This window comes from Anaeromyxobacter sp. (genome assembly GCA_016718565.1).
Taxonomy (GTDB): Bacteria; Myxococcota; Myxococcia; order Myxococcales; family Anaeromyxobacteraceae; genus JADKCZ01.
On record JADKCZ010000001.1, the window covers coordinates 1,244,826 to 1,270,039 of the forward strand.

Genomic DNA, 25,214 nt, shown 5'->3' on the forward strand with positions numbered 1-25,214 from the left:
GGCGCCCGCCTCGGTGGCGGCCGGCACCTCGCGGAGGCGGCCGCTCTTCACGTCGTAGATGAAGCCCGAGATGGCGACGTCGCTCGGTACCAGGGGGTGGGTGCGGAGCCGCCGCACGTCCCGCACCAGGCTGGCCTCCTGGTCGTCGATGGTGAGCCAGTCGATGAACTCGCCTTCGGTGGAGCCCGGGCCGCGCCCCACGTCGCGCCAGCCGCGGCCGTCGAAGACGGCGGTGTCCAGGCTGCGCCCAGGAGCTCGCGCATCACCTGGTCGGTGAAGGTCTCCATGCCGCAGTTGGTGTGGTGGACCACCAGCCACTCGGTGGTCCCCAGCAGCTTGTGGGAGATGACCAGCGAGCGGATGGCGTCGTCGGTGACCCGGCCGCCGGCGTTGCGGATGACGTGGGCGTCCCCCTCGCGCAGCCCGCCGTACTTGGCCGGATCGAGCCGGGCGTCCATGCAGGTCAGGATGGCGAAGTGGCGGGCCGGCGGCATCGCCAAGGTGTCCAGATCTCCGAAGCGCTTCACGTACTCCTCGTTGGCCTGCAGGACCTGCTGCCGTGCGGTCGCCATGTCCGGACCTCCTTCGGATGGGTGTGGACGGGGTGCCGGGAGCCCTACCGGCACCGTCCGCGCCTGTCCGGTGCCAGGAGGGCGCCAACGGACCCTTGCGGCCTGTCCGAGCCCACCTGGTCGGGCGGTGCCTGGGGTTCGCGGCTGCAGGCGGTGGCCCTCGAGAGGCCGAGCCGGGTCTCGAGCGGGCCTCCGGCGGATCGCTCACTGGCACCCGCTGTCCCCCTCGCTGAGCCGGAACTCGCGCCAGAGGACGTCGGCCGACACGTAGGCCGCGCCGCCGGCGGTCAGCACGAAGCTGCCCCCCTCCAGGTCGCAGGCGCCGGTCTCGATCACCAGGGGCTGCCCATCCAGCGAGGCCCGCAGCCAGCAGCGCGACCGGGAGCCCTCGATGCGGAGGGTCCGCCAACGTCCGGTGAAGGGGGCCGGCAGCGTGCCCTTGGCGCTGACCATCCGCGTGTTCACGCCGTCGGGGATCCCCCATTCGAAGCGGGGAGGGTTCCCGGGGGCCTGGAGGAGCACGATGCCGCGGCCGTGGACCACGTCGCTGGAGGTGTGGTCGATGGGGCCGGCGGGATCACCGTAGGCGTGGAGGGTGACCGTGACCGCGTGGTCGGTGACGGGCGCCGCCAGGAACGAGGCCTCCACGGCGAACACGTCGGGCCGTCTCTGCCCCGCCGGCAGGATCAGCTGATTCCAGTCCGACGCCTGGCGCCACGCGCCGCGCCCGTCCCGGGTTGCGAGCCCCTGCTCCTTGAACTCCCCGTTGCGCCAGCGCGCGCCGGGGACCGGCGTGTCGAAGTCCACCCGGTGCACCTGCTTCCAGGTGCAGGGCAGCAGCGCCGACGAGGCGGCCAGGACCAGCGGGGCCACCGTGGCCGCGGCGGCCTCGGCGGGCGGGCCGCCTCCACGCAGCCAGAGCGCGGCCGGCAGCCCGATCAGCGCCGCGGCGGCGAGGCCGGCAGCCACGCCAGCGGTGACCCAGCGCACGCGGGGGGCCGGCCGGACGCGGACGCGGCTCGGGCCGGAGGTGGAGCGGGGGAGCGCCTCCTGGATCTCCTGCAGCGCCTCCAGCACCACCGCCGCGTCCCTCGGCCGCTCGGTGGGCGCGCGGGCCAGCATGGCCTCGACCAGCGCGCCGAGGGCAGGGGCCTCCGCGACCTCGATCCCGCGCGACGCGGAGCGGGCCCGGCCGGCCGCGTCCGCCTCCTGCGGGGCCACGCCGGCGAGCATCCGGTAGAGCAGGACGCCGAGCGCGTAGACGTCGGTCCGCTCGTCCTCCGGCGCCGCCTCGGCCTGCTCGGGGGCCATGTAGGCCGGGGTTCCGCCCTCCAGCTTCCTGCGGCCGAGGGCCGCGGCCATGCCGAGGTCGAGCAGCTTCACCTGGCCGTCATCGCAGAGCTGGACGTTGCCCGGGGTGAGGTCGCGGTGGACCACGCCGTGGGCGTGGGCGTGGGCCAGGCCGCGGGCCAGCGCGACGGCGACGCGCAGGGCCTCGCGGAGCGGAAGGCGGCCCTCGGCGAGCCGCTTGGAGAGCGTGGCGCCGGTGAGGAACTCCTGCACCAGGTGGACGCCGTGCTCGCCGCGCCCCACGTCGAGGACGGTGACGATGTTGGGGTGTGAGAGGCGAGCGGCCACCTCGGCCTCGGCCAGCAGCCGCCTTTCGCGGGAGGCCTCGCCGCGAACCCGCAGGGCCTTGAAGGCCACGGTGCGGCCGAGCTCGCGGTCGCGGGCCTCCCAGACCACCCCGAAGCCGCCGCGGCCGACCTCGCGGAGGAGCTCGTAGCGCCCGATGACGGTGCCGCTGCGCAGGCCGTCGGTCCAGGCGGCGCCCCGCGCTGGGTCCGGCGCGCCGCGCACCACGTCCTCGATGAGGCGGGTCAGGGTGCCTGGGGCGCCGGGCGGCTCCCCGCCGGGGCGGCGCTCGTCAGCCACGCCTGCTCACGACCCCACCCGCGGCGCCACCTGGTAGAGCAGCAGGTAGACCAGCACCCCGGTCACCGACACGTAGACCCAGATCGGGAAGGTGATCCGGGCCAGGCGGCGGTGATCGGCGAAGCGCCCACGCAGGCCCAGGAAGAGCGCCCGCAGGGCCATGGGGGCGACCGCGGCGGCCAGCACGGTGTGCGAGAGCAGGATCGCGAGGTAGAGCCACCTGAGCGGCCCCTCGCCGGGGAAGCGGTGGGTGCCGGTGAGCGCCACCCGGGTGAGGTAGCTCACCAGGAAGACCGCCGACACCGCCACCGCGCCCACCATGAGGCGGCGGTGGCGCTCCCGGTCCCCGGCGCGGATGGCGCGGAAGCCCTTCACCAGCAGCACGCCGGCCAGGGCGTTGAGCGCCGCGTTCCAGGCCGGCAGCCACTCCGCCACGCTCACGGCCGGGCCCCGGCGATCAGCGCCACCATGAGGACCGAGAGGTAGAGGAGGGTGCCCAGGAAGACCTGGCGGGCCCAGCGGGGCGACTCGCCGCGCGCCCCCAGCCCTGCCACCGCGAAGGCGGTGAAGGCCAGCGAGGCGCCCACCGCCACGAAGCCGTAGCCCCAGCTGGCCAGGTCGAGCGCCACCGGCAGCAGGGCCGCCGGCAGGAGCAGCAGGCTGGTGCCGGCGATCCAGCGGCGCGTCACCACGTCGCCGTGCACCAGCGAGAAGACCTTCATGCCGCCGCGCGCGTAGTCCTCCTTCAGGTAGAGCGAGATGGCCAGGAAGTGCGGCAGCTGCCAGGCGAAGAGCAGGGCGAAGAGGGCCAGGCCGCCGGGGTCGAGCCGGCCGGTCACGGCGGTCCAGCCCATGAGCGGCGGGATGGCGCCGGGCACCGCCCCCACGAAGAGGGCCAGCGAGCTGCGCCGCTTGAGCGGCGTGTAGATGGCCACGTAGGAGATCAGCGCCAGCAGCGCCAGGAAGGCGGTGAGCCGGCCCACCGTCAGCGCCAGCACCGGCAGGGCGAAGACCGGCACCAGCAGGCCGAGCGCCAGCGCCACCACCGGGTCGAGCCGGCCGGCCGGGAGCGGCCGGTCGCGGGTGCGCCGCATCAGCGCGTCGGTCTCGCGCTCCAGGTAGCAGTTGAGCGAGTTGGCCGCGCCCACCACCGCGGCCGTGCAGAGCACCGCCAGGATGGCCCGCGCCGGCGCGATGGTGCCCGGGGCCAGCCACAGGCCCCCGGCGGTGGTGAAGATGACCAGGCCGGAGAGGCGCGGCTTGGCCAGCAGCAGCACCTCGCGCACGAAGGCCAGCGCGGTGGCCGGGGGGCGCAGCGTGACGGCCTCGACGGCCGGGGCGGGAGCTGGGGGAGTGGTCATGGGTCAGCCCGGGGCGGCGGCCAGGTCGAGCGGCCGGCCGTGCGGGCCGGCCTCGGCGCGGGCGCCGCGCGGCCCGAGCTGGAGGAAGAGGACCAGCAGGGTGGCCAGCAGCGCCGCGCCGGTGGCCAGGTGGAGCGAGACCACCACCAGCGAGACGTAGCTCGCCACGGTGAGGAGCCCCAGCCCCACCTGCACCACCACCAGCAGCGGCGCGGCCAGCGCCAGCCGGCGGCGCAGGGCAGGTCCGCCGGCCGAGGCGCGCCAGGCCGCCAGGCCGGCCGCCACCACCAGCGCCGCCACCAGGTAGCCGCCGAGCCGGTGGAGCATGTGGACCTGCGCCGGCCCCCAGGCCGGCCAGAGCCGGCCCTCGCACAGGCCCAGGTCGGTGCCGCAGGCCAGCGCCGAGCCGGTGTGGCGCACCAGCGCCCCCAGGACGATCTGGAGGTAGACCGCGGCCGTGGCCAGGCCGGCCAGGGCGCGGGGCAGGGCGGGGGCGCGGGGCGCCTCGGGGCGGAGCCGGTGGGCCAGCAGGATGACCAGGCCGAAGAAGGCCATCGAGGTGGCCAGGTGGCTGGCCGAGACCACCAGCGGGAGCCTGTAGATGACGGTGAGCGCGCCCAGCGAGGCCTGCACCCCCACCAGCGCCACCGCCGAGAGCGCCATGGCCCGGAGCGAGCGCTCCCGCCGCTCCCGGAAGACCAGCACGCAGAGCGCCACGGTGAGGAAGGAGACGCTCAGCGCCGCCAGCCGGTGGCCGTGCTCGTAGAGGATGCCCCCCTGCATGGGCGGGAAGAACTGCCCGTTGCAGAGCGGCCAGTCGGGGCAGGCCAGCGAGGAGCCGGTGGGGTGGACCATGCCCCCGATGACCAGGAGGACGAAGGTGGCGATGGCGGTGGCGACAGCGAAGCGGTGCTCGCGCATGTTCGGCGCACGATATAGGTATGGACCCGCAGGGGGTCAACGGCCGTTCCCGGGCTCCAAGCGGGTCCTTCCGCTGCCGCCCACTCCGCCGCCACCCCGGCGCCACGTCCTCCCGGAGTCGTCATGACCCGCCACCCCGCCCAGCCGCCGCGCTCCACCACCCCCGCGCCGCCCCGCCTGGCCGGACAGGCCGTCCTGGCCCTGCTGGCCCTGCTGTCCCTGGCCCCCCGGTCCGCCGGCGCCGCCGAGGTGACCGGCCGGGTGGTCTTCACCGGCACGCCGCCCGCCGCCGGCGCCACCCTGCCCACCGACAAGGACCGCGAGACCTGCGGGCCGGCCGTGCCGGACGAGGTGGTGCTGGTCTCCGAGGGCGGCCTGGAGAACGTGGTGGTCCGGGTCGAGGTGCCGGGCCAGGCGGCCCTGCCGCGCACGCTCACGCTGGACCAGCGCCGCTGCCGCTACCTGCCGCGGGTGCAGGCGGCCGCCCCCGGCTCGACCCTGGAGCTGCGCAACGGCGACCCCGTGCTCCACAACGTGCACGGCTACGCCGGCGTGGCCACCGCCTTCAACGTGCCCATGCCGTTCCAGGACGGGAAGGCGCCGCGCCGGCTGGCGCGCCCGGGCGTCATCCGGGTGGGCTGCGACGTCCACTCGTGGATGTCGGCGGCGGTGGTGGTGACCGAGACGCCCTTCGTGGCGGTGACCGGCCGGGGCGGCGCGTTCACGCTGCCGGGGGTGCCGGCAGGGAGCTGGCAGGCGGTGGCGTGGCACGAGCGCTTCGGGGAGAAGCGCCTGGTCATCGAGGTGCCGGCCGGCGGCGCGGCCACCCTCGGGTTCAGCTACCCCTGAGGACTAGGCGTCGTCCTCCGCCTCGTCCTCGTCGTCCTCGTCGAGCTCCTCGTCGAGCTCCTCGACGGCCTCCAGCTCGTCCACCACCGGCTCGACCACCTTGGCGGCGGCGCGCGAGCGCTTCTCCGACGGAGGGGCCTTGAGGGCGGGGCTCTCGCGCTGGTCGGCCCCGCACTTCGGGCAGACCGGAACGGGCTTCTTCATATCGTAGAACTTGGTCCCGCACTTGAAACAGGCGTGCTTGGAGCCGAGGTCCTTCACAGGCATGATTCCCCCCTCCCGTTCGCCGGAGAGAGGCGCGTTTAGCGTAGGGGGGCGGGCGCGTCAAAGGAAAAGAAAGATGCAGGAAGTCGAGAGGCTGGAGCGTCGCATCACCCGGGCCGCCGCGCAGGCCATCGCCGACTTCGGGCTGGTCGAGGCGGGCGACCGCATCCTGGTCGGCTGCTCCGGCGGGAAGGACAGCTACACCCTGCTGCACGTCCTGATGCGGCTGCAGGCGCGGGCCCCCATCCGCTTCGACCTGGTGGCGGTCAACCTGGACCAGGGGCAGCCGGGCTACCCGGCCGGCGTGGTCGAGGGCCACTTCCAGCGGGTGCGCGTCCCCTACCGGATGGTGAGCCGCCCGCTCTGGAGCGAGGTGCAGCGGCTGGTGAGGCCCGGCAAGACCCCCTGCTCCATCTGCGCCCGGCTGCGGCGCGGGGTCCTCTACAACGTGGCGGTGGAGGAGGGCTGCACCAAGATCGCGCTGGGCCACCACCGCGACGACTTCGTGGAGACCCTGCTGCTCAACGCGCTCTACGCCGGCTCGCTCAAGGCCATGCCGGCGCTGCTCCGCTCCGCCGACGGGCGCAACACCGTCATCCGGCCGCTGGTCTACGCCGCCGAGGAGGACATCGCCGCCTTCGCCGCCCTGAAGGGCTTCCCCATCGTGCCCTGCGACGTGTGCGGGGCGCAGCCGCAGCTGCGGCGCCGGCGGGTCAAGGCGCTCCTGGCCGAGCTCTCGGCCGAGCACGCCGCGGTGAAGGGCAACCTCCTGAACGCCCTCGGCAAGGTGATGCCGGCCTACCTGCTCGACCGCGGGCTGGCGGCCCAGGTGGCGGCCGGGACGGGGCTGGATCCGTGGATCGACTCGGGTGAGGAGGAGGAGGGTGCGACGGATGGCCGTGTCTCCTTGCCTTCGAACCCCCCGCTCCGTAAGCTCGCCGGCCCGTGAACTTCACCTGCGACCAGTGTCACAAGCTCTACTCCATCGCCGATGAGAAGGTCGCTGGCCGCAGCTTCAAGGTGACCTGCCGGCAGTGCGGCCACGTCATCCAGGTGAAGGCGGCCTCCCCGGCCTCCCCGGCGGCCCCGGCGTCGGCCGCGGCCCCGACGGCGCCGGCTCCAGCGGCGCCGGCCCCAGCGGCGCCTCCGGTGGCTCAGGCCGCTCCGGTGGCCCGCCCCGCCGCCTGGCCGCCGCCGCCGCCATCCGCGGCCCGTCCGGCCGCCCCGGCGCCTGCGGCTCCGGCGCCGCCTGCTCCGAAGGTGGTCGCTCCGCCTCCGCCCGCAGCGCCGCCCCGCTCGTTCCCGGCGCCGCGGGCCGCGGCGGCGCCCCCGGCCCCGGCCTCGACCCCGACCTCGACCCCGACCCCGACCTCGACCTCGACCTCGGCCCCGGCCCCGGCCCCGACCTCGACCCCGACCCCGACCCCGGCCCCGGCCCCGGCCCCGGCCTCGGCCCCGGCCTCGGCCCCCGACCCCGACCCCCTGGCCGGCCTCGACGACGGCCTCCCCCCCGCGCCGCTCATGCCGCCGCTCGAGGCGTCCCCGGCAGCGGCGCCACGCACCGTCACGGTGGCCTCCGAGTTCGACGGCCCGCGCATCGAGAGCACCGACCAGCACCACCTCTTCTACGAGTCCGACCCGACCCACCGGCCGCGCGTCACGGCCGAGTGGCTCCTGCAGAACAAGAAGCGGCACCCCATCCTCTACGTCTGGATGGTCGGCGCGCTCGGCCTGCTGGTGGCGGGCGGGCTGGCCTTCTCGGTCTGGCGGGTGCAGCAGGCCCGCCGGTGGCCGCCGGACGCCTCGACCAGGTCCCGCTACCAGGAGGCCCCGCCGCCGCAGACCATGGTGATGCCGGCCGAGAAGGTGCGCGGCGCGGCGCCGGCGCCCGAGCCGCTCCCGGTGGAGCTGCCGCCCGAGGCGCCGCTGGAGCAGAAGGGCGCCCAGGGCCCGCCGCGCGGCGTGGGCGGCGAGGCCGGCTTCGAGTCGGTGGGCGGCGGGGGTGGCAGCGGCGACCTGCGCGAGCGGCTGCGCCAGCAGAACCTCACCATCGGCAAGAAGGACAAGCGGCTGCTCGACCTGCTGGAGAAGAAGGGCGACGCGGCCCCGGCCCCCGGCGCGGCGGTGGCGCGCACCGAGCTCGACTCCGGCCGCGCGGCGCTCGACGAGGTGGCGGTGCGCCAGACCATGGCCGCCAACGCCAACGCCTACGGCGCCTGCGTCACCAAGGCGGTCAAGGACAGCCCCGGGCTCAGGGTGGACGGCCGGCGTGCCACCCTCATGCTCACCATCAAGCCCTCCGGCGTGGTCCAGTCGGCCTGGATCGCCGAGGCCGAGCTCGACAAGAGCCCGCTCGGCAAGTGCCTGGTGCGCGCGGCCCGGCGCATGATCTTCCCCGCCTTCTCGGGAGACCCGGTGGACGTCTCGGTGCCGCTGGCGCTGAGCACCGCCCTCTAGCCCATGGCCCCCGTCCCGCCCGAAGGGGTGCGCAGCCCGCGCGACCTGGCCCCGTACGTCGATCACACCGTGCTGGCCCCGCAGGCCACCCTGGCGCAGGTGCAGGCGGCCTGCGACGAGGCGCGGACCCACCACTTCGCCGCGGTCTGCGTGCGGGCCGCCTTCGCCGCCGAGGTGCGCCAGCGGCTGCGCGGCTCGGCGGTGCGCACGGCGGTGGTCGTCGACTTCCCGCTCGGGGCCGGCACCACCGCGGCGCGGGTGGCCGAGGCGGCGGCGGCGGTGGCGCTGGGCGCCGACGAGCTCGACCTGGTGGTGGCGCTGCCGCTGGTGCTGGCGGGCCAGTGGGCCGCCGTGCTCGACGACCTCAGCGCGGTGGTGCGGGCGGTGCGCGTGCCGGTCAAGGTGATCCTCGAGACGGCGGCGCTCGACCGCCACCAGGTGGTGGCCGCGGCGGCGGTGGTGCGGGCCTCCGGCGCCGCCTACGTGAAGACCTCCACCGGCTTCGGCCCGGGGGGCGCCACCCCCGAGGTGGTGGCGCTGCTCCGGCAGGTGGTGGGCGACCAGGTGGGCGTGAAGGCCTCCGGCGGCATCCGCACCGCCTCCCAGGTGCTGGCCCTGCTGCGCGCCGGCGCCAGCCGCATCGGCGCGTCGGGGTCGGTGGGCATCGTCACCGGCGGCTTCTGAGACCGGCCGCCCGGCCGCCCGCCGCCCGCCCGGCCCCGCGCCGACCCGCGCCGCCCAGGCCGGCCGGCGCGCCGCCCGGGCCGGGCCGAAACGGGACATCCGGGTCGCTGACCGGCGCGCCCTCCCCGGCTACATTGCCCGGGTGAAGCGCCGCGCCCTCATCCTCGTCGCCGACAGCGCCGGCTGCGGTGCCCTGCCCGACGCCGCCGAGTACGGCGACGAGGGGTCGGACACCATCGGCAACGTCAGCCGCGCGGTGGGCGGCCTGTCGCTGCCGGTCCTGGGCGCCATGGGGCTCGGGCACCTGACCGAGGTGGCCGGCGTGCCGCCCACCGACCGGCCGCGCGCCTACTTCGGCAAGATGGCCGAGCGCTCCCATGGCAAGGACACCATCACCGGCCACTGGGAGATGATGGGGGTGGTGCTGGCCGAGGGGCTGCGCACCTTCCCGCGCGCCTTCCCGCCCGAGCTGGTGGAGGCCTTCGTGGCGGCCACCGGGGTGCCCGGGGTGCTGGGCAACGAGGTGGCCAGCGGCACCGAGATCGTGGCCCGGCTGGGCGCCGAGCACCAGCGCACCGGGCGGCCCATCGTCTACACCTCGGCCGACTCGGTCTTCCAGATCGCCGCTCACGAGGAGACGGTGCCGCTCGAGACCCTCTACGCCTGGTGCCGCCTCACCCGGGCCCTGCTCGACCCCTGGAAGGTGGCGCGGGTCATCGCCCGGCCCTTCGTGGGGACCCCGGGCGCCTACCGGCGCACCTACCACCGCAGGGACTTCGCCCTGGCCACGCCGGAGCGCACCGTGCTGGAGCGGCTGGTGGAGGCGGGGGTGCCGGTGGTGGGCGTGGGGAAGATCCCGGACATCTACGATCGCAAGGGGATCACCGAGGAGGTCCACACCGAGGGGAACGCCGACGGCCTGGCGCGCACCGCGGCGCTGCTCGACCGGGTGGACCGCGGGCTGATCTTCGTGAACCTGGTGGACTTCGACACGCTCTACGGTCACCGCAACGATCCGGTGGGCTACGCCCGCGCCCTGGAGGCCCTCGACGCCGCCCTGCCAGGGCTGCTCGGCCGGCTGGGGCCGGACGACCTGTGCCTGATCTCGGCCGACCACGGCTGCGACCCGACCACCCCGTCCACCGACCACTCGCGCGAGTACGTGCCGCTCCTGGTGCACGCCCCCGGGCGCGGCGGCGGCTCCCTCGGGGTGCGCGGCTCGTTCGCCGACCTGGGCGCGACGGTGGCGGAGTGGCTGGGCGTGCCGGCGCCGGTGGGCCAGAGCGTGGTGGGGGCGCTGCGGTGACCCCGGCCGTCCTCGAGACCACCCTGGTCGGCCCCCTCGCCGCCGGCCTGGGCGGCTGGGTGCGGGCGATCCGCTTCTACGCCGCCACCCCGCAGGCCTGCCCGCGCCCGGGCCGGCTGGACCGGGCGCTCTGGGCCGCCGGCCTCACCTTCCACGCCGCCCGCCTGGTGGCCACCGACCGGGGGCTGCGGCGCGCCGCCCTGCTGCCCACCGGGCTCACCTTCCTGGGCTGCCTGGCCCTGGCGGCCATCGCCACCGCCGGGGGCGACGACGGCGCGCTGTCGGCCGCGGCCGCCGGCGAGGAGGTCGGCGCGGCCGCCGCGGCCGCGGTCGGCGAGGGGGCGCGCCGCAGCGCCAGCACCCTGCACCTCTTCATGGTCTCCTTCGTGGCGCTCTCCTCCATGCCGCCCACCGTGCTGCAGCGGATGTGGCTGCGCGTGGCGGCCCAGGCCCGCCGCGCGCTGGGGCTGCCCCCGGGCGAGGACCCGTTCCCCGGCGTGTCGTGGGCCCGGCTCACCTGGCGCGAGAGCTGGAAGGCGCTGCGCCAGGCGCTGGTGGTCTCGGCCGGGCTGGCCCCGCTCCTCGGGGTGGCGCGCCTGCTCCCGTTCGGGCGCTACGACGCGGCCGCGCTGGCCGGCGCCTGGGCCTTCTACTGGGTGGTGGTGGACGCCTTCGAGCTGCCCACCGAGGTGGTGCCGGGTCCGCGCGGCGCCTCGGTGGCGCCCTGGTACGCGCGCGGGCTGGTGCGGCTCGGCGAGGTGAAGTGGTTCCTCCGGCCGCTCGGCTGGTTCGGGCGGCTGCTGTCGCGCCTCACCGCGCCCTGGAGCGACGAGGTGCGCTTCACCGAGCGCCACCCCTTCGAGGCCGCCGGGTTCGGGCTGGTGGCGGGGGCGCTGCTGGCCACGCCGGTGCTGGGGCTCTTCTTCCGCGCCGTGGCCATCACCGCCGCCACCGGGCTGGTGGGGCGGCTCGGGCTGATCGAGCCGGGCGACGCGGTCGCGGCGGAGGCCCCGGCGCTCGACCTGGCCCCGCCGCAGGCCGCGGCCGGCGGGGCGCCGGCCGTCACCTCTTCGCCGGCGCCGGCGTCGGCGCTGGCTTCTTCGGCACCACCTTCCGCGCCGGCGGCGCCGGCGCCCTGAGCTGGCGCGCCTGCCGCTGCACCGCGGCCAGGTCGCGCTCCAGCGCCGCCATCCAGCCGGCCGCATCGCCCGACATGTGGAAGGCGGTGGCCAGCAGCTTGGCCCGGTGGTCGAAGAACATCTCGGCCAGCTGGCGCTCCACCGGGTGCCCTGCCGGCGCCCGCACCAGGTCGGGGTGCGGCGCCGGCCCGTCCGGCGCCAGCAGGCCGTCGCGGTAGAGGTCCGCCACGGCGCGCACCGCCGTGGCGCAGAGCGCGTCGGCCCGCCGGATCAGCCCGTCCCGCTGGTCGAGGGCCTCGCGGATGAAGGCCGCGCCGTGGCACTGGCGGCAGGCCTGCGACAGCCGGTAGCGCTCGTTCTGGAAGTCGATGCGGTCGAGGTGGACCAGGCCGGCGGCCTCCACCGCCTCGGCGCGGGGCCCCGCGCCACCCGCCGGGTCGAGGACGCCCAGCGCCACGAAGAGGGCCCGCTGGTCGGCGGCCCAGCCGGCGTCCTCCGGGAGCGGCAGCCGCAGCGCCAGGTTGCCCCAGGGGGTGCGGTTGGCGTGGTCGCCGTCCTGCATGTGGCAGGTCTGGCAGGTGGGGGCGGCGGCGTCGGCGGGCAGCCGCCCGGCCGCCTTGCCCAGGTGGCGGACGCCGTGCTTGGAGCCGGCCCAGGCGTCGTACTGGAGGGTGCCGTGGCAGGTCTTGCACGCCTCGGGCTGGCGCGCCTCCAGCGGCGAGAAGAGGTGGCGGGTGTGGCAGGCGTCGCAGCTGGCCTGCCCGTGGGCGCCGGCCGCGCGGAGCTCGGCCGCCTCGGCTGCGGTCTTGAGCCCGATGCGGTGGCAGCTGGCGCAGCCCGAGAGGTCGCCCGGGCCGGACTGGCCGAGGTGGTGGAAGGTCGGCAGGGCCTTCACCGCGGTCCAGGCGCGGGCGTGCTTGCCGCGGCGGAACTGGGCAGCCTGCAGCTCGTGGCAGCGCTGGCAGGTGTCCACGGTGGGCAGCTGGGCCTCGGCCACGTCGTCCGCGCTGGTGTGGGCCGCGCCGTGGCAGGCCTCGCAGCCCACCAGCGCCCGCGAGTGGCGGGAGAGGCGCCAGTCCGAGACGATGCCCGGCTGCAGCCGCTCGTGGCAGGCGGCGCAGGCGTTCCGCTCCACCTCCTGCGCGCCGGCCGGCGGCGCCGCCAGGGCGGCCAGCGCGAGGGCGCTGGCCAGGGACAGCGCGCGGGCCAAAGGGGGGCAGGTCGGCATGGACGTCCTCTCGGGGGTGGGCTCCCCCAAGTGTGGGTGGGGCGGGCGCCGATGGGAAGCGCCCCGTGCCATCCCGGGCGGGGCGGACCCTGCGGCGACGGGAAGGGCGGGCGCCCCCACCTGGAGGACGCCCGCCCTGGGTGCTGCCGCGACGCGCCGCGGCGCGCCGGCTACTTCTTGACGGTCGCCGGGGTGGCCTTGCCCTCGAGCAGGGCGTCCACCTTCTTGTTGCGCCGCAGGTCCTCGGCCATCGCCTTGATCTCCGTGAGGTCCTGCTGGAGCTCGGCCCAGCCGTACCAGGTCACGTAGTCCGGGTTGGCGTGGAAGGCGCCCTGGAAGGCCCGCATGCGGTGCTCCAGGAACATCACGAAGAGCCGCTGCTCCACCGGCGTCGGGGCGTCGTGGAAGGTGAGCAGGTCGGGGAACGGGAAGGCGTAGGCGGTGGGCTTCGCCAGCGTGCCGTCCTGGTAGAGCCCGGCCACCACCCGGATGGCCTCGGCCATCTGGTGGTCGATGTCGCGGATCAGGCCGTCGGCCTGCTTGAACTGCATGTCCACGAAGCTCTTGGAGTGGCACTCCTGGCAGGTCTTCAGCATCTTGTTCCGCTCGACGTCGAAGGAGGCCTGGTCGAGGCGGGCCACCTGGGCGGCCTGCACCACGGCGAGGCGGCCGGTGGGCTGGCCCTTCGGGTCGAGCACGCCCAGCCCCTGCAGGATGGTGGCGCGGTCGGCGGTCCACTGGGGGTCGCCCTCCGGCATGGGCAGCCGCACGGCCAGGAAGCCCCAGGCGGTGCGGACCTCGTGGTTGCCCTCCTGCATGTGGCAGGTCTGGCAGGTCGGCGCCCCCGCCGTGTCGGGCAGCACCTTGGCCCGCTTCAGCTCGTGGCGCACGCCGTGCTTGGAGGAGTCGTACATCTCCCACTGCGGGTGGTCGAAGCCCATGTGGCAGGTCTTGCAGGCCTCGGGCTGGCGGGCCTCCGCCTTGGAGAAGAGGTGGCGGGTGTGGCAGGCGTCGCAGGAGCCCACCCCGTAGCCGCCGGCCACCTCGCGCAGCTCCGCGGCCTCGTCGGGGCTCTTGAGCCCCAGCTTGTGGCAGCCGCCGCAGCCCTTCTCCCCCTCGCGGACGGCCAGCGCCTGGTAGTGGAAGGTCGGCATGGCCTTGACGGCCGCCCAGGCGAAGGCGTGCTTGCCCTTCTTGAACTGGGCCACCTGGGCCTCGTGGCAGGCGGCGCAGGTCTCGGGGGTGGGCATGGTGGCCAGCTTGGGATCGGCGGCCGACCGGTGCAGGTCGCCGTGGCAGTCGACGCAGCCCACGCCCGTGGGCGCGTGACGCGAGGCCTTCCAGTCGGCCACCACCTGGGGAGAGGACTTCTGGTGGCAGCTGACGCAGGCCTCGCCGGCCTTGGCGCCCCTGGGGGCCGCGGGGCGCTTGGCCGGACCGCCCGCGGCGCCCGGCAGGGCCAGGGCGAGGGCGAGGGTGACGGTGAGGTGGAGCATGTCGGGGTGTCTCCTCGGGGGGGGTGGGCGGATGAGCCTGAAAAGATACGCCCGCCCGGCGGGGTGCCGGGCGGGCGTCTGGTGGGACGGCCCTACTGGGCCGGCTTCTTGGGTGCCGCCGCCGGGGCCATGGCGACCACCGGCCCGGACAGCGCGGCGGCCTTCAGCTGGGCCTGGCGGGACAGGTCGATGGACTCCGCCAGGATGCGGGCCATCTCCTGCGGGGCGTGGAAGCCCATGGAGTTCTCGGCCGCCACGATGTCGAGGCGCCACTGGGCGGCGCGCTGCAGGTTCTCCAGCTCCTTGAGGGCCGGGTCGCCGTTCACGACCTCGCGCCAGGCCGCCAGCAGGTTGGCCTTGGTGGCGGCGCCCAGCTTCTTGGCCTGGGCGTCCTGGTCGGCCTTGGTGTAGTCCTCCTTGGCCGACAGCGCCTCCAGGGCCTTGGCGGCGGCGCCCTCGCGGGCCTTGTCGTCGTACGGCTTCCGCACCGCCACGATGGCGTCGATGGCGGCCACGGCGGCGTTGCCGGCCCGGGTCATCAGGGCGAAGTGGCGGTCCTGGATCCCCTCCACCCGCGCCTTGATCTCCTCGTCGGAGTACGGGTGGCAGCCGGCGCAGGAGCGGTTGGCCGAGAGCAGCGGGCTCTTGACCCAGTGCTCGGAGAGCTTCTGGGCGCCCTCGCGCTTGTAGGGCATGTGGCAGTCGGCGCAGGCCACGCCGCTCCTGGCGTGGATGCCCTGGCTCCACATCTCGAACTCGGGGTGCTGGGCCTTGAGGAGCTCGAAGCCGGTCTCGGCGTGGGTCCAGTCCTTGAAGCGGGAGCCCTTGACCTGCATGCCGTCGTAGAGGTGCTCCATCTCCTCGATCTTGAGCCCCTCGGCCCACGGGAAGAGCAGGGTCATGCCCTTGCCGCAGAAGTACTCCACGTGGCACTGGCCGCACACGAAGGACCGCTTCTCCTGGCGGGTGCCGTCCAGGTTGGCGTCGTAGGGGCGGCTGCGGTCGCCCTTGCGCCAGCGCTCGATGCTGGGCAGGTGGGGCACCGCGCCGGTGCCGGCGGCCAGCTTCTGCAGGCCGGCGATCAGGCCGGGCCGGGTCACCCGGATCTCCATCGACTGCGGGTCGTGGCAGTCGACGCAGGAGACCGGGTGCGCCTTGCCGCCGGTCAGCTCGCCGAGCGCCTTGTGGGCCACCCAGTAGTCCATCTCGCCCACCTTCACCAGGCCGGCCTGCTGCTGCTCCACCAGGGTGCCCTGCGGCTGGGCCTCCTTCCCGAGCTTGGTGTAGAGCGGCATGATCGAGGCGTGGCAGTGCAGGCAGTTGCCCGACTGCTTGTTCTCGGCCGGGAGGTTGCGCTTGGTCACCTCCTGGTCGAAGAGCGCGTAGCTGTGGCCGCGGCGGTCGCGGAAGTCCACCGCGAACAGGTAGCCGGCGAAGATGCGGGTCAGCCAGGGATCGCGCACCGCCTTCTGCGGCGGGGGCTGGCTCTCGTTGGAGGCGTGCCCGCCGCCGCCGTACTTGGTGCCGGTCGGCTCGGAGGTCCGCTTGTAGCCGTCGTACTCGCGCGGCCAGTTGGTGCCCCACTTGGCCGGGTCGGTGTCGTTCTCGGTCACCTCGACCAGCCGCACGAAGGAGTTCTTGGCCTCCTGCTTGCGCTCGGTGATGTTGACGAGCAGGGCGGCGGCGCCGACGGCCACGAGGGCGAAGACGCCCGCGACGAGGGCGATGAGGAGCCCGCGCTTCTTCTGGGGCTGGTTCTCAGCGGACATGAAGTGCTCCTTGGTGGCGGTGCGGGGTGGAGACGGCGGTCAGCGCAGGTGGCCGACGGAGGCGTGGCAGCGGATGCAGGAGAGGTCGCCGCCGTGGACCAGCTCGTCGATGAGGTCGGCGTGGCAGCGGCGGCAGTTGGCCTCGACGATGGCGCTGCTCTCGGGGCGGGCCTTGATGACGTCCGGGTAGCCGCCCATGGTGAAGGCGAAGGAGTGGTGCCAGCCGTTGATGGCCTTGACCACGTACTTGGCGGGGAACCCGGCCGGCGTGTGGCAGTCGTTGCAGGTGGCCACCTGGTGGTGCGGCGCGGCCTGCCAGCCCGAGTAGTGCCCCGCCATGACGTGGCAGTTGGCGCAGGTGGCCGGGTCGTTCCCCATGTAGGAGGCGCCCTTGGCGTAGGTGAAGGCGAAGGCCCCCATCCCGATGGCCAGGCCGGCCGCCACGGCGGCCAGCGTCAGCGGGATCGGGAGGAGGGAGAAGCCACGGCTCTTCGTCATGGAGGCCTCGAGGGTTGCCGGGTGCTAACGCAAGCCGCGCGCCAGCCGCGGGGCCGGTCGCGCCGGGGCCAACCCCCCGCGGACACAGGCAGGAGCCCGGCCCGGGGCCGGCGGCGACGGCGCGGATCGGATGAGGACCAACAGCCTTCGGATGCGCGGGTCCGATCAGCGGCGCAGCGACACCGACCAGCTCCGGCCGGCGGTGGCCGGGCGCGGGGATCAGCCGACGCGGAGTCGGCGGACCTGCGCCAGGCCGGCGGCCTCGGCCTCGGGGACCGGCTCCAGCCGGGGATCCGCGCCGGCCGAGACGCCCGGCCCGACCAGGAGGTCCCCGGGCCCGGTCGCGCCCACCAGCCGCTCCACCCGGTCCGGCGCCTCGCCCAGCGCCACCAGCTCGGCGCCCTCCGGCCCCGAGACCATGCCGGCCACCGAGGGCCCCGCGTCCACCGCCAGCCGCGGCGCCAGGTCGGGGGCCAGCGTCAGCAGGTCGTCCCGGACCTCCTCGGCGGCCCGCAGGGCCCGGGCCGCGTCGTCGGAGGCCGGCCCGCCGAAGCCGAAGACGGCCACCAGCGCGGCGCTTCCCAGCCGGGTGGTGCGCCCGCCGTGGCGACGCACCACCCGCGCCGCCACGTCGCAGGCCGAGCGCAGCGAGGTCGCGTCCGGGGGAGGGCGGCCCGGCACCACCGAGAGCGACAGGCGGAGCAGGGCCAGCGGGCGCAGCGCGAAGAGGAAGGGGTCGGCCTCGCCGGCCGGCAGGTGGGCCGCTGGCAGATCGGTGGTGCTGCGCCCGGTGCGCACGGTGGCCCGGATCTCCTCGGTGCGGATGGGCGCCTTGTCGGGGTCCGCGGTGCGCTGGGAGGCCGTGCCCCGGGGCTCGAGGCGGACCTCGGTCCGGCCGAAGGAGAGCACCGCGCCCACCGTGACCTGGGACTCCTCGATCCGCTCCGTGCCCAGGAAGGTGCCGTTGCGGCTGCCCAGGTCCACCACCCAGAGCTCCTGCCCGCGCGGCTCGAAGAGCGCGTGCATGTTCGAGATCCAGGGGTCGTCGAGGCGCAGATGAGCCTCCGGAGACCGGCCTAGGACCGTCGGCACGCCGGGGAGCGAGAAGCACGCCCCGGCCCTCGAGCCGTTGAGGACGAGCAGATCGAACACGGCCATCCCCTCAGTGGAACCGAGCCACCATGGTAACATCGATTCATTCGGGCATGGTCGAACCGGGTTCGTCAGAATCCGCCAGGCGGGAGGGGAACCACTCGGGCGGCGCAGCCGCCGGGGCGGAGGGGCGCCTCATTGGCGGTCGCTACCGGGTCCTGCAGGCGCTCGGCTCAGGGGGCATGGGCTCGGTCTACCTCTGCGAGCACGCCACGCTGGGCCGGCGCTGCGCCGTCAAGGTGCTGCACGCCGACCGCGCCATCGACCCCGAGCTGGTGGAGCGCTTCCGCCAGGAGGCGCAGGCGGCCAGCCGCATCGCCCACGAGAACGTGGTCGAGGTGGTGGACTACGGCCAGGACGAGGGCGGCGACCTCTACTACGTGATGGAGATGCTGGAGGGGCGAACCCTGGGGCAGCTGATGCGCCAGGAGGGTCCGCTGCCGGTGCCGCGGGCCCTGGCGCTCCTGGAGCAGCTCTGCCGCGCCCTGGAGGCGGCCCACGCCCGCGGCGTGGTCCACCGCGACGTGAAGCCGGCCAACATCCTGGTGGAGCTGCTGCCGGACGGCACCGAGCGGGTCAAGCTCATCGACTTCGGCATCTCCCACGTGCCGGGCGCCGATCGGATGACCCGCGACGGCGAGATCATCGGCACGCCGGAGTACATGGCGCCGGAGCAGGCCACCGGCGGCCAGGTGGACCCGCTCACCGACGTCTACGCGGTGGGCGTGCTGGCCTTCGAGCTGCTGACCGGCACCCTGCCGCTGGTCGGCTCGACCGCCATCGCCACCCTGGTGGCCCACCAGAGCCAGGTGCCGCCCCGGCTCGGCTCGCGGCGGGCCGGCCTGCCGCCCGAGCTCGATCGGCTGGTGCTGCGCGCCCTGGCCAAGCGCCCGGCCGACCGCTTCCCCTCCATGCAGGCGCTGGCCGCCGAGGTGATGCGGGTGCGGCTGGTGGTGAACCTGGCCTCGGCCTCCGGCCCCACCACCGGCCGGACCGGCACCGGCGCGGTCACCGGCCGCGGCGACACCATCCCGCTGCCGGCGCTGCCTCCCCTGCCGGACGGCGCGGTGCCTCTGGCCACCGGCCCCGCCACCCAGGAGGCGGTGCGCCTGGGCACCGGCCGCCCGCTCGGCCGCGTGGCGCTGGCGGTGGGGGTTCTGGCGCTGCTGGTCGGGCTGGTCGTCGGCCTCACCGTGCTGGCCGGGCGCCGCGCCGCGCCGGAGGCGCCGCAGGCCGTCGCCGCGCCCCGGGCCGTCGAGGCCGCCACGCCGCTCCCTCCGCCCGCGGCGCCGCCGCCGGTCGAGGCGCCGCCGGTGGTGGCCGCTCCCGCGGCGGCCCCGCTGCCGGCGGAGCCGCCACCGGTGCATTCGCCGCCCGCCGCGGCGCCGCCCGCGGCCGCGCAGAAGCCGGGCCGGCCCGACGCCGCCCGGAAGCCAGCCGGGGCGCTGCAGGACCCCTACGCCACCCAACCCGACCCGCTCAAGCCGGACCCCTTCCGATGACCAGGATGATGATCGCTCTCGCCGCCCTCGTGCTCCTCGCCGCAGCGCCGGCCCCCGCGGCCGACGACGTGACCGAGGCCCGCGCCCAGTTCGAGCAGGGCGCCCAGCGCTTCCGGGCGGGCAAGTACCGCGAGGCCATCGGCAGGTTCGAGGCCGCCTACCGGCTCAAGCCGCACGGGGCCCTCCACTTCAACGTGGCGCAGTGCCGGGAGAAGCTGGGCGAGTGGCCGGCCGCCCTGCGCAGCTACCAGGACTACCTGCGCGAGGTGCCGGACGCGCGCGACCGGGCCGCGGTGCGCGCCGCCATCGGCAAGCTGGAGCAGCGGCTGGCGGCGGCCGGCGTGCAGGCGCTGCTGGTCTACACCGATCCCCCCGGCGCGGTGGTGCGCCTGGACGGCAAGGTGCGCGGCCGCACGCCCTTCCACACCACGCTGCCGCCCGGCGTCTACCGGGTGGCGCTGGCGCTGGACGGCTTCCAGCCCGAGGAGCAGGACGCCGAGCTGAACGCGGCGACCTCGCGGCTGCTGGACGTGGTGCTGCGCTCGAGGTCCCAGGCGGCGGCCCCGCCCGCGGTGGTTCCCGCGGCCCCTCCCCCAGGGATGGTGTCGCAGGTGCCGAAGGTGGAGGGGAAGGGAAGCCCGACCTCGACCTCGACCTCGACCTCGACCCCGACCTCGACCTCGACCTCGACCCCGACCTCGACCCCGACCTCGACCTCGACCTCGACCCCGACCTCGACCTCGACCTCGACCTCGACCCCGACCTCGACCTCGACCTCGACCCCGACCTCCGTACTCCCTCTCCCCTCCGGGGTGAGGGGGGGCGCCCCCACGGCCGCGACCCCGGACCTCCAGCCCCGCCCCCCCGCCGATGGCTTGCCCAGGCCGCCCCCACCTCCACCGGGGCCGCCGAGGCCCCGCCTCTACACCTGGGTGGCCGCCGGCACCGCGGTGGCCGCCCTGGCCGCGGGCGCCTGGTTCGGCCTGGAGGCCCGCAAGGCCGAGGACCAGCTGCGCGACGGCACCATCCACGCCGACGCCGACGCCCTGGCCCGCGACGCCAGGAGCAAGGCCAAGACCGCCAACCTCCTCTACGGCCTCTCCGGCGCGGCGGCCGCGGCCGGCGTGACGCTCTTCTTCGTCGAGGGGAAGTTCTGATGCGCACCTTCCGGGCACTCCTGTTCGCGGCGGCGTCCGCCACTGGCCTGCTGGTGGGCTGCACCGTGGGCACCGAGGGGGCCGCCTGCGGCGACGACACCCACTGCCCGGCCGGCCAGCGCTGCGGCCACGACCGCACCTGCAGCCTGGCGGCCATGGCCTGCCAGGGGACCATCTGCCACGGCGCCAGCTGCGACGGGAAGGACCTCAAGTCCTGCCAGGTCGCCGGGGACGGGATCTGCGCCGCGCTGGTGGACGTCGCCACCTGCTCCGAGCACCAGGCGTGCAACCCGGATGCGGTGACCTGCGACTGCGTCTCCGGCGGCTGCACCCCGGGGGTGGAGTCCTTCTGCTCGGGCACCGGCCAGCTGGTGACCTGCGCGACCGAGGCCGGGTCCTCCTGCCGGTACGAGGAGCGGCACGACGACTGCCCCACCTTCACGGAGTGCCAGCCCGACGGCCTGCTGGCCGCGCGCTGCGGCTGCCCGGCGAGCGACCTCTGCCCGGGTGAGGGCGCCTACGGCGGCACGGGGGAGGGCGCCTACTGCCCCGCCGATCCGGCGAAGAAGGGCGTCTGCGCCTTCACCAACGGCTGCCGGCACCCCACCGGCGAGGTGGCCTGCGCGGCCGGGGCGACCTGTGGCGGCGCCTACCCGGCGGCGGCCTGTGCCTGCCCGCTGCCGGGGCCGAACGAGGGCCAGGGGTGCGATCCGCTGGCTGCGGCCACCGCCTGCAAGGACGGCAGCACGCTGCTCTCGTGCCGGCCGAAGGTGTCGGGCTCCGACTGCCACGTCTGGCGGGATCCCGAGGACTGCACCCTCGGCACCCTGGTCTGCAGCGCCACCGGCAGCGCCAGCGGCACGCCGGCCTGCGCCTGCGCGGAGGACGCCTGCGGCGGCGCCGCCGGCTCGTTCTGCAGCGCCGGCCAGGAGGTGAGCTGCGTCTTCAGCGCCGCCAACGGCTGCTGGTCCGAGGGGCCGGCGACCGCCTGCGGGGCGGGGGAGAGCTGCACCGGGACCCAGCCCGCGGGCGCCTGCTGCCCGAACGCCGGCCCCGGCCCGGGTGACGGGTGCGCCACGGCGGGCGCGTTCTCCTGCAGCGGCGACGACCTGCTGCGGTGCGCCCCCCAGCCCGCCGACGCGCGCTGCCTGGCCTGGAGCCTGGAGGAGGCCTGCGGGGCCAGCCAGCTGCTCTGCACGCCCGGCGCCCCGGCGGCCTGCACCTGCCCGCCGGTGGCGACGTCGCCGGCCACCTACTACGTGGACTCCGGCGCTCCCCGGAAGGCCGGGCTCGAGGTGAACGGCGCCGAGGCGCCGCATTGCCGCTTCACCACGGTGGCGGCGGCGCTGAGGGGCCCGGCGCTGGGGGGCCCGGCGGTGGCGGGCGACACGGTGAAGGCCACCGGCTTCGCCAGCGCGCCGGTGGAGTTCACCGAGGAGGCCCTGGTCGTTCCGGCCGGGGTCACGCTCACCACCTCGGAGCTCCCGCTCGGCACGGCGAGCTACGTGCTCCAGCCCGCGGCGGGCGTGGGGACCGGCACCTTCATCACCCTGGGCCCTGGCGCGACGCTCTCGGGGTTCCAGGTGCGGAACACGACGGCCACGGGGGTGGGGGTTGCAACCGGCTGCCCGCTGGCCGGCGACACGGCGCAGGCGACGGTGGATACCGTGCGGATCTCCGGTCTGGGCACCGGGGCAACGCCGGTCCGGTTCGCCAACGGTTTGCGTCACACGGGGAACTGCTCGCTGGCGGTGAGGGACTCGACGATCGAGGAGGCGGATCGAGCCGGCGTGTTCATCGACAGCCCAGCTTCAGCGACGTCCTTGGACCTGAGCGGAAACCTGATCCAGCGAAACCAGGGAAACGGGCCCACCTACACAATCGTCCCGTATCCAGCCCGAAAGGGTGGAGGGCTCGTCTTCAACGGGACTCTTCCCAGCGCGGTCACCTTCGGCCGCAACAAGGTGCTTTCGAACGTCGGCGACCAGGTGTTGGTCTTCTCGAGCGGGACGCTCGACCTCTCGGGATCCGTCTGCGACGCGAACTCCAACACCATCGCCTGCTACACAACAGGCGTCGGACTGGCCGTGAAGGCGGGCGTCGTAAACGTAGGCTTCACGGTCTGGGGTTCCGACGTTCCGACGACCCCGGTCGACTACCTCTTCCAGGCTGGCGCGACGGTAGACGGAATGACGAACACGTGTGTCAAGTTCGCAGGGCCTTGCCCCTGAGGCCGACCGCCGCCAGTACCCAGTCGGCGTGGAGCCGCACGCTCTCCCGTTCGCCCCGAGCGTAACCTCGCGCCAGCGAGGCCAAGTCGAAGGGCGCCCCGTCGCCCGGACCGTCGGACCCCGGCCTACTTGCTCCTGGCCGACCCCTCGGACGGCGCCGCCCTGAACGGCGCGGCCGTGGTCCGGCTCGCTTCGGCCTGGTCCTCGCGCCGCCCGCGGTGACCCGTGGCCTCGGCGCGCGCCGGGGTGACGCGGGTGGCGCGCCCTCGAAACGCGCCTGCGGGATCGCGCTGCGCGCGGCCCGCAGGCTTGGACGGTCTCGGGCGCGCGCGGGGTGTCCGGGGCGCGCCTCGGCGGGCGGGTGATCCGGTCGCGGCGCTGCGGAGGGCCTGCGCGCTCCGGCCCACGGCCGTTCGGTGAGGGGCGGCGCCTTCATGGGTGGTGGACCTCGACCCCGGGCGGCCCCCTCACCCCGGCCCTCTCCCCCACGGTGTGGGGGAGAGGGAGAGCAGACCAAGCCGACCTCGACCCCGACCTCGACCCCGACCGCGACCCCGACCGCGACCCCGACCCCGACCCCGACCCCGACCCCGACCCCGACCGCGACCCGGACCGCGACCTCGACCCCGACCGCGACCCGACCCCGACCGCGACCGCGACCGCGACCCCGACCGCGACCCCGACCGCGACCCCGACCGCGACCCCGAGGTTGTGCGCTCCCTCTCCCCTCCGGGGAGAGGGCCGGGGTGAGGGGCTCCCCGACGATCTAGGCCTCAACTCAGGGGGCGCTCGCTCACTTGGCTGACACGCACGAAACCCCTGTCCCACCTAAGTTTCACGCACCTCGAATGTCAGACCCCCATGCGACTCTGAGTGCATGGCTTCCCAATTCCTCCGCCTCGTTCTCCCCTCCGACGCCCGCGCGCCGGGGGTGCTCGCCGCGCCCTCGGTCCCGGTCGCCAGCGAGGCCTCCGCCGCCTGGCTGACGGCCCGCGCGCCGCAGCCGCTGCCGCCCGCTTCCCTCGCCGACGCCCGCGCCCTGCGCGACGCCCTGGCCGGCCTCCTCTCCCGCGAGCGCGCCGCCGCCGCCGACTTCCTCCTGGCCCTGGCCGGCTTCGACCAGCGGCGCGGCTGGGAGGTGCTCGGCCACGCGAGCCTGTTCGCCTTCCTCACCCGCGAGCTTCACCTCTCCAAGGGCGCCGCCTTCCTCCGCTTCACGGCGGCCCGACTCCTCCCGCGCTTCCCGGCCGTCGAGGCGCCGCTCCGGGACGGCCGGCTCTGTCTCTCGACCGTGGGCGAGCTGGCCCGGCTGCTGACCCCGGAGAACCAGGCCGAGCTGCTGCCCAGCTTCTTCGGCCTCTCCGCCCGGGAGGCCAAGGAGGTGGCAGCGGCCATCTCGCCCCGGCAGGACCCGCCGCGCCGGGAGGTGGTGACGACCATCGCGGGGCAGGCGAACTCTACCGGGACCGCCGCCGCGGCTGCCCCCGCCCGGGGCGATCTGGTTCGGACGTCCGACCTCCTGCTGGCCGCCGCTGCGCCGCAGCCCTCCCCCGCCTGGAGGGAAGCTCAGGCCAATGCACCCGCCCGGGGCGAATTGGTTCGGACGTCCGAACTCGCACTGGCCGTGACGCTGCCGCATCTCCTGCCTTCCGGCAGCATGGACTGCTGCGGTGACCCCGCCCGGGTCGATCTGGTTCGGACGTCCGAACCACCTCGGGCCTCGGCGAGGCCGCCGCCGGATGAGGTCGAGCCGCTCACCGCCGACCTGCGCCGCCTCCACCTCACCGTCTCCCGCCGCCTCCTCGAGAAGGTCGCCGCCGCAAGGGACGGCCTCGCCCACGCGATCCCCGGCGCCTCCACCGAGCAGGTGCTGGAGGCCGCGCTGGACCTCTTGCTGGAGAAGCAGGCCAGGAGGAGGGCTTCATCCGCCGGCAAACCCGCCGGCGCTCGCGCCGGCGCGCAGGTGGCGAGCACTGGCGCGCAGGTGGCCACCACCGAAGTTCACCCGTCCAGCAGCCTCGTGCAGCCGTCCACCACCAGCGTGCAGGTAGCCAGCGCCAGCGTGCAGCCGTCCACCACCAGCGTGCAGTTAGCCAGCACCGGCGGGGACCCGACCACCCCCGGTAAGGCAGCCGTTCCAGTGGGTTCAGCCTCCGCCCCGAGCGACAGTGACGCCACGGCTGCCGGTGCCGCCAATGCCACCGCTCACCCCATGGACCCCGTTCACCACACAACGGAAGGTCACGCCAAGACCTCCACCACGACCTCCCCGCAGGCCCCGGCGGCCGAGCAACCCGCCGCCGCCCCCGCACCCCACCCCCGCTTCATCCCCGCCGCCGTCCGGCGCGAGGTCTGGCAGCGCGACGGCCAGCGCTGCCAGTTCCCACTGGACCGCGGCGGCACCTGCGGCGCCACCCACCGGCTCGAGCTCGACCACCTCGTGCCGCTCGCCCTGGGCGGCCAGGCCACCGCGGCCAACCTCCGGGTGGTCTGCGCACGCCACAACCGGTACGCCGCCCGGCTCGCGCTCGGGCCCGCGGCCGCGGCCGAACGAGGGCGGGGCCGCGGACCATGACCGAGGGAGCACCTCACGCGCAGCCGGCCCGAGCAGAGCCAGGCGAAGTGGGGCCAAGGCGAGCGTGGCTGGGCCGAACAGTGCCAGCCCGAGCGGGACCGCGCCGAGCGGGACCACG

General features: G+C 75.4%; 20 protein-coding genes and 1 pseudogene. 10 read left to right on the top strand and 11 right to left on the bottom strand.

Annotation, left to right across the window (positions count from 1 at the left end; translation table 11 throughout):
• Positions 1 to 47: 47 nt before the first annotated feature.
• The 5 genes from IPO09_05325 to IPO09_05345 form a co-directional block, all read right to left on the bottom strand.
• Positions 48 to 572, bottom strand: a complete 525-nt coding sequence (locus IPO09_05325) for a carbonic anhydrase (protein ID MBK9516772.1) — start codon at positions 570 to 572, stop codon at positions 48 to 50.
• Positions 573 to 776: 204 nt separating this feature from the next.
• Positions 777 to 2,507, bottom strand: a complete 1,731-nt coding sequence (locus IPO09_05330) for a serine/threonine protein kinase (protein MBK9516773.1) — start codon at positions 2,505 to 2,507, stop codon at positions 777 to 779.
• A 6-nt stretch (positions 2,508 to 2,513) separates the two neighbouring features.
• Positions 2,514 to 2,948, bottom strand: coding sequence for a DUF420 domain-containing protein (locus IPO09_05335; protein ID MBK9516774.1), 435 nt, complete (start codon positions 2,946 to 2,948; stop codon positions 2,514 to 2,516).
• Entirely contained in the window at positions 2,945 to 3,868 is a 924-nt protein-coding gene (gene cyoE / locus IPO09_05340) for a protoheme IX farnesyltransferase (protein MBK9516775.1), read from the bottom strand. Before cyoE ends, IPO09_05335 begins: the two co-directional genes overlap by 4 nt.
• A 3-nt stretch (positions 3,869 to 3,871) precedes the next feature.
• The gene (locus IPO09_05345; GenBank protein MBK9516776.1) at positions 3,872 to 4,789 is read right to left on the bottom strand and encodes a heme A synthase; all 918 of its coding nucleotides are present in this window, start codon (positions 4,787 to 4,789) and stop codon (positions 3,872 to 3,874) included.
• Between the two features lie 123 nt (positions 4,790 to 4,912).
• Between IPO09_05345 and IPO09_05350 the strand changes: the two genes are divergently transcribed.
• Positions 4,913 to 5,638, top strand: coding sequence for a TonB-dependent receptor (locus IPO09_05350; GenBank protein MBK9516777.1), 726 nt, complete (start codon positions 4,913 to 4,915; stop codon positions 5,636 to 5,638).
• Between the two features lie 3 nt (positions 5,639 to 5,641).
• Here the strand turns inward: IPO09_05350 and IPO09_05355 are convergent, their stop codons facing one another.
• Complete coding sequence (locus tag IPO09_05355) at positions 5,642 to 5,905, bottom strand: TIGR02300 family protein (GenBank protein MBK9516778.1); 264 nt, start codon at positions 5,903 to 5,905, stop codon at positions 5,642 to 5,644.
• On the opposite strand from IPO09_05355, the gene ttcA reads away from it, so the two are divergent.
• The 5 genes from ttcA (at position 5,904) to IPO09_05380 (ending at position 11,488) form a co-directional block, all read left to right on the top strand.
• A complete protein-coding gene (gene ttcA, locus IPO09_05360; GenBank protein MBK9516779.1) occupies positions 5,904 to 6,851 on the top strand; it encodes a tRNA 2-thiocytidine(32) synthetase TtcA in 948 nt (315 codons plus the stop codon). The two genes, IPO09_05355 and ttcA, sit on opposite strands and share 2 nt — an antisense overlap.
• The gene (locus IPO09_05365) at positions 6,848 to 8,359 is read left to right on the top strand and encodes a zinc-ribbon domain-containing protein (GenBank protein ID MBK9516780.1); all 1,512 of its coding nucleotides are present in this window, start codon (positions 6,848 to 6,850) and stop codon (positions 8,357 to 8,359) included. Before ttcA ends, IPO09_05365 begins: the two co-directional genes overlap by 4 nt.
• A 3-nt stretch (positions 8,360 to 8,362) precedes the next feature.
• The gene (gene deoC, locus IPO09_05370; GenBank protein MBK9516781.1) at positions 8,363 to 9,043 is read left to right on the top strand and encodes a deoxyribose-phosphate aldolase; all 681 of its coding nucleotides are present in this window, start codon (positions 8,363 to 8,365) and stop codon (positions 9,041 to 9,043) included.
• A gap of 142 nt (positions 9,044 to 9,185) precedes the next feature.
• The gene (locus IPO09_05375) at positions 9,186 to 10,349 is read left to right on the top strand and encodes a phosphopentomutase (protein MBK9516782.1); all 1,164 of its coding nucleotides are present in this window, start codon (positions 9,186 to 9,188) and stop codon (positions 10,347 to 10,349) included.
• Positions 10,346 to 11,488 (top strand): hypothetical protein, encoded by a 1,143-nt coding sequence (locus tag IPO09_05380; protein ID MBK9516783.1) that lies wholly within the window; start codon positions 10,346 to 10,348, stop codon positions 11,486 to 11,488. Before IPO09_05375 ends, IPO09_05380 begins: the two co-directional genes overlap by 4 nt.
• On the opposite strand, the gene IPO09_05385 is transcribed toward IPO09_05380, so the two are convergent.
• The 5 genes from IPO09_05385 to IPO09_05405 all read right to left on the bottom strand — a co-directional run bounded on the left by IPO09_05385 (position 11,412) and on the right by IPO09_05405 (position 17,631).
• Entirely contained in the window at positions 11,412 to 12,716 is a 1,305-nt protein-coding gene (locus tag IPO09_05385) for a cytochrome C (protein MBK9516784.1), read from the bottom strand. The genes IPO09_05380 and IPO09_05385 overlap by 77 nt on opposite strands.
• 170 nt (positions 12,717 to 12,886) lie before the next feature.
• Positions 12,887 to 14,212 (bottom strand): cytochrome C, encoded by a 1,326-nt coding sequence (locus IPO09_05390; GenBank protein MBK9516785.1) that lies wholly within the window; start codon positions 14,210 to 14,212, stop codon positions 12,887 to 12,889.
• Between the two features lie 92 nt (positions 14,213 to 14,304).
• The gene (locus IPO09_05395; protein MBK9516786.1) at positions 14,305 to 15,981 is read right to left on the bottom strand and encodes an ammonia-forming cytochrome c nitrite reductase subunit c552; all 1,677 of its coding nucleotides are present in this window, start codon (positions 15,979 to 15,981) and stop codon (positions 14,305 to 14,307) included.
• A 39-nt stretch (positions 15,982 to 16,020) separates the two neighbouring features.
• Positions 16,021 to 16,479: a cytochrome c nitrite reductase small subunit gene (gene nrfH / locus IPO09_05400; protein MBK9516787.1), complete on the bottom strand. Its 459-nt coding sequence runs from the start codon at positions 16,477 to 16,479 to the stop codon at positions 16,021 to 16,023.
• Between the two features lie 219 nt (positions 16,480 to 16,698).
• Entirely contained in the window at positions 16,699 to 17,631 is a 933-nt protein-coding gene (locus tag IPO09_05405) for an FHA domain-containing protein (protein MBK9516788.1), read from the bottom strand.
• 53 nt (positions 17,632 to 17,684) lie between these two features.
• On the opposite strand from IPO09_05405, the gene IPO09_05410 reads away from it, so the two are divergent.
• From IPO09_05410 to IPO09_05425, 4 genes and pseudogenes are all read left to right on the top strand, one after another.
• Positions 17,685 to 19,133 (top strand): serine/threonine protein kinase, encoded by a 1,449-nt coding sequence (locus IPO09_05410; protein MBK9516789.1) that lies wholly within the window; start codon positions 17,685 to 17,687, stop codon positions 19,131 to 19,133.
• A pseudogene (locus IPO09_05415) lies at positions 19,130 to 19,675 on the top strand (PEGA domain-containing protein). The gene IPO09_05410 and the pseudogene IPO09_05415 overlap by 4 nt, the downstream one beginning before the upstream one ends.
• Before the next feature lie 614 nt (positions 19,676 to 20,289).
• A complete protein-coding gene (locus IPO09_05420) occupies positions 20,290 to 22,521 on the top strand; it encodes a hypothetical protein (GenBank protein MBK9516790.1) in 2,232 nt (743 codons plus the stop codon).
• A gap of 877 nt (positions 22,522 to 23,398) precedes the next feature.
• Positions 23,399 to 25,096, top strand: a complete 1,698-nt coding sequence (locus IPO09_05425; GenBank protein MBK9516791.1) for an HNH endonuclease — start codon at positions 23,399 to 23,401, stop codon at positions 25,094 to 25,096.
• The last annotated feature ends 118 nt before the right edge of the window (positions 25,097 to 25,214 follow it).

Bases quoted from the DNA above. Each gene is read 5' to 3' on its own strand.
- ttcA (MBK9516779.1), top strand. From the start codon at position 5,904: ATGATTCCCCCCTCCCGTTCGCCGGAGAGAGGCGCGTTTAGCGTAGGG.
- cyoE (MBK9516775.1), bottom strand. From the start codon at position 3,868: ATGACCACTCCCCCAGCTCCCGCCCCGGCCGTCGAGGCCGTCACGCTG.
- IPO09_05395 (MBK9516786.1), bottom strand. From the start codon at position 15,981: ATGTCCGCTGAGAACCAGCCCCAGAAGAAGCGCGGGCTCCTCATCGCC.
- IPO09_05385 (MBK9516784.1), bottom strand. From the start codon at position 12,716: ATGCCGACCTGCCCCCCTTTGGCCCGCGCGCTGTCCCTGGCCAGCGCC.
- IPO09_05355 (MBK9516778.1), bottom strand. From the start codon at position 5,905: ATGCCTGTGAAGGACCTCGGCTCCAAGCACGCCTGTTTCAAGTGCGGG.
- IPO09_05420 (MBK9516790.1), top strand. From the start codon at position 20,290: ATGCGCACCTTCCGGGCACTCCTGTTCGCGGCGGCGTCCGCCACTGGC.
- IPO09_05410 (MBK9516789.1), top strand. From the start codon at position 17,685: ATGGTCGAACCGGGTTCGTCAGAATCCGCCAGGCGGGAGGGGAACCAC.
- IPO09_05425 (MBK9516791.1), top strand. From the start codon at position 23,399: ATGGCTTCCCAATTCCTCCGCCTCGTTCTCCCCTCCGACGCCCGCGCG.
- IPO09_05350 (MBK9516777.1), top strand. From the start codon at position 4,913: ATGACCCGCCACCCCGCCCAGCCGCCGCGCTCCACCACCCCCGCGCCG.
- deoC (MBK9516781.1), top strand. From the start codon at position 8,363: ATGGCCCCCGTCCCGCCCGAAGGGGTGCGCAGCCCGCGCGACCTGGCC.
- IPO09_05325 (MBK9516772.1), bottom strand. From the start codon at position 572: ATGGCGACCGCACGGCAGCAGGTCCTGCAGGCCAACGAGGAGTACGTG.
- IPO09_05345 (MBK9516776.1), bottom strand. From the start codon at position 4,789: ATGCGCGAGCACCGCTTCGCTGTCGCCACCGCCATCGCCACCTTCGTC.
- IPO09_05390 (MBK9516785.1), bottom strand. From the start codon at position 14,212: ATGCTCCACCTCACCGTCACCCTCGCCCTCGCCCTGGCCCTGCCGGGC.
- nrfH (MBK9516787.1), bottom strand. From the start codon at position 16,479: ATGACGAAGAGCCGTGGCTTCTCCCTCCTCCCGATCCCGCTGACGCTG.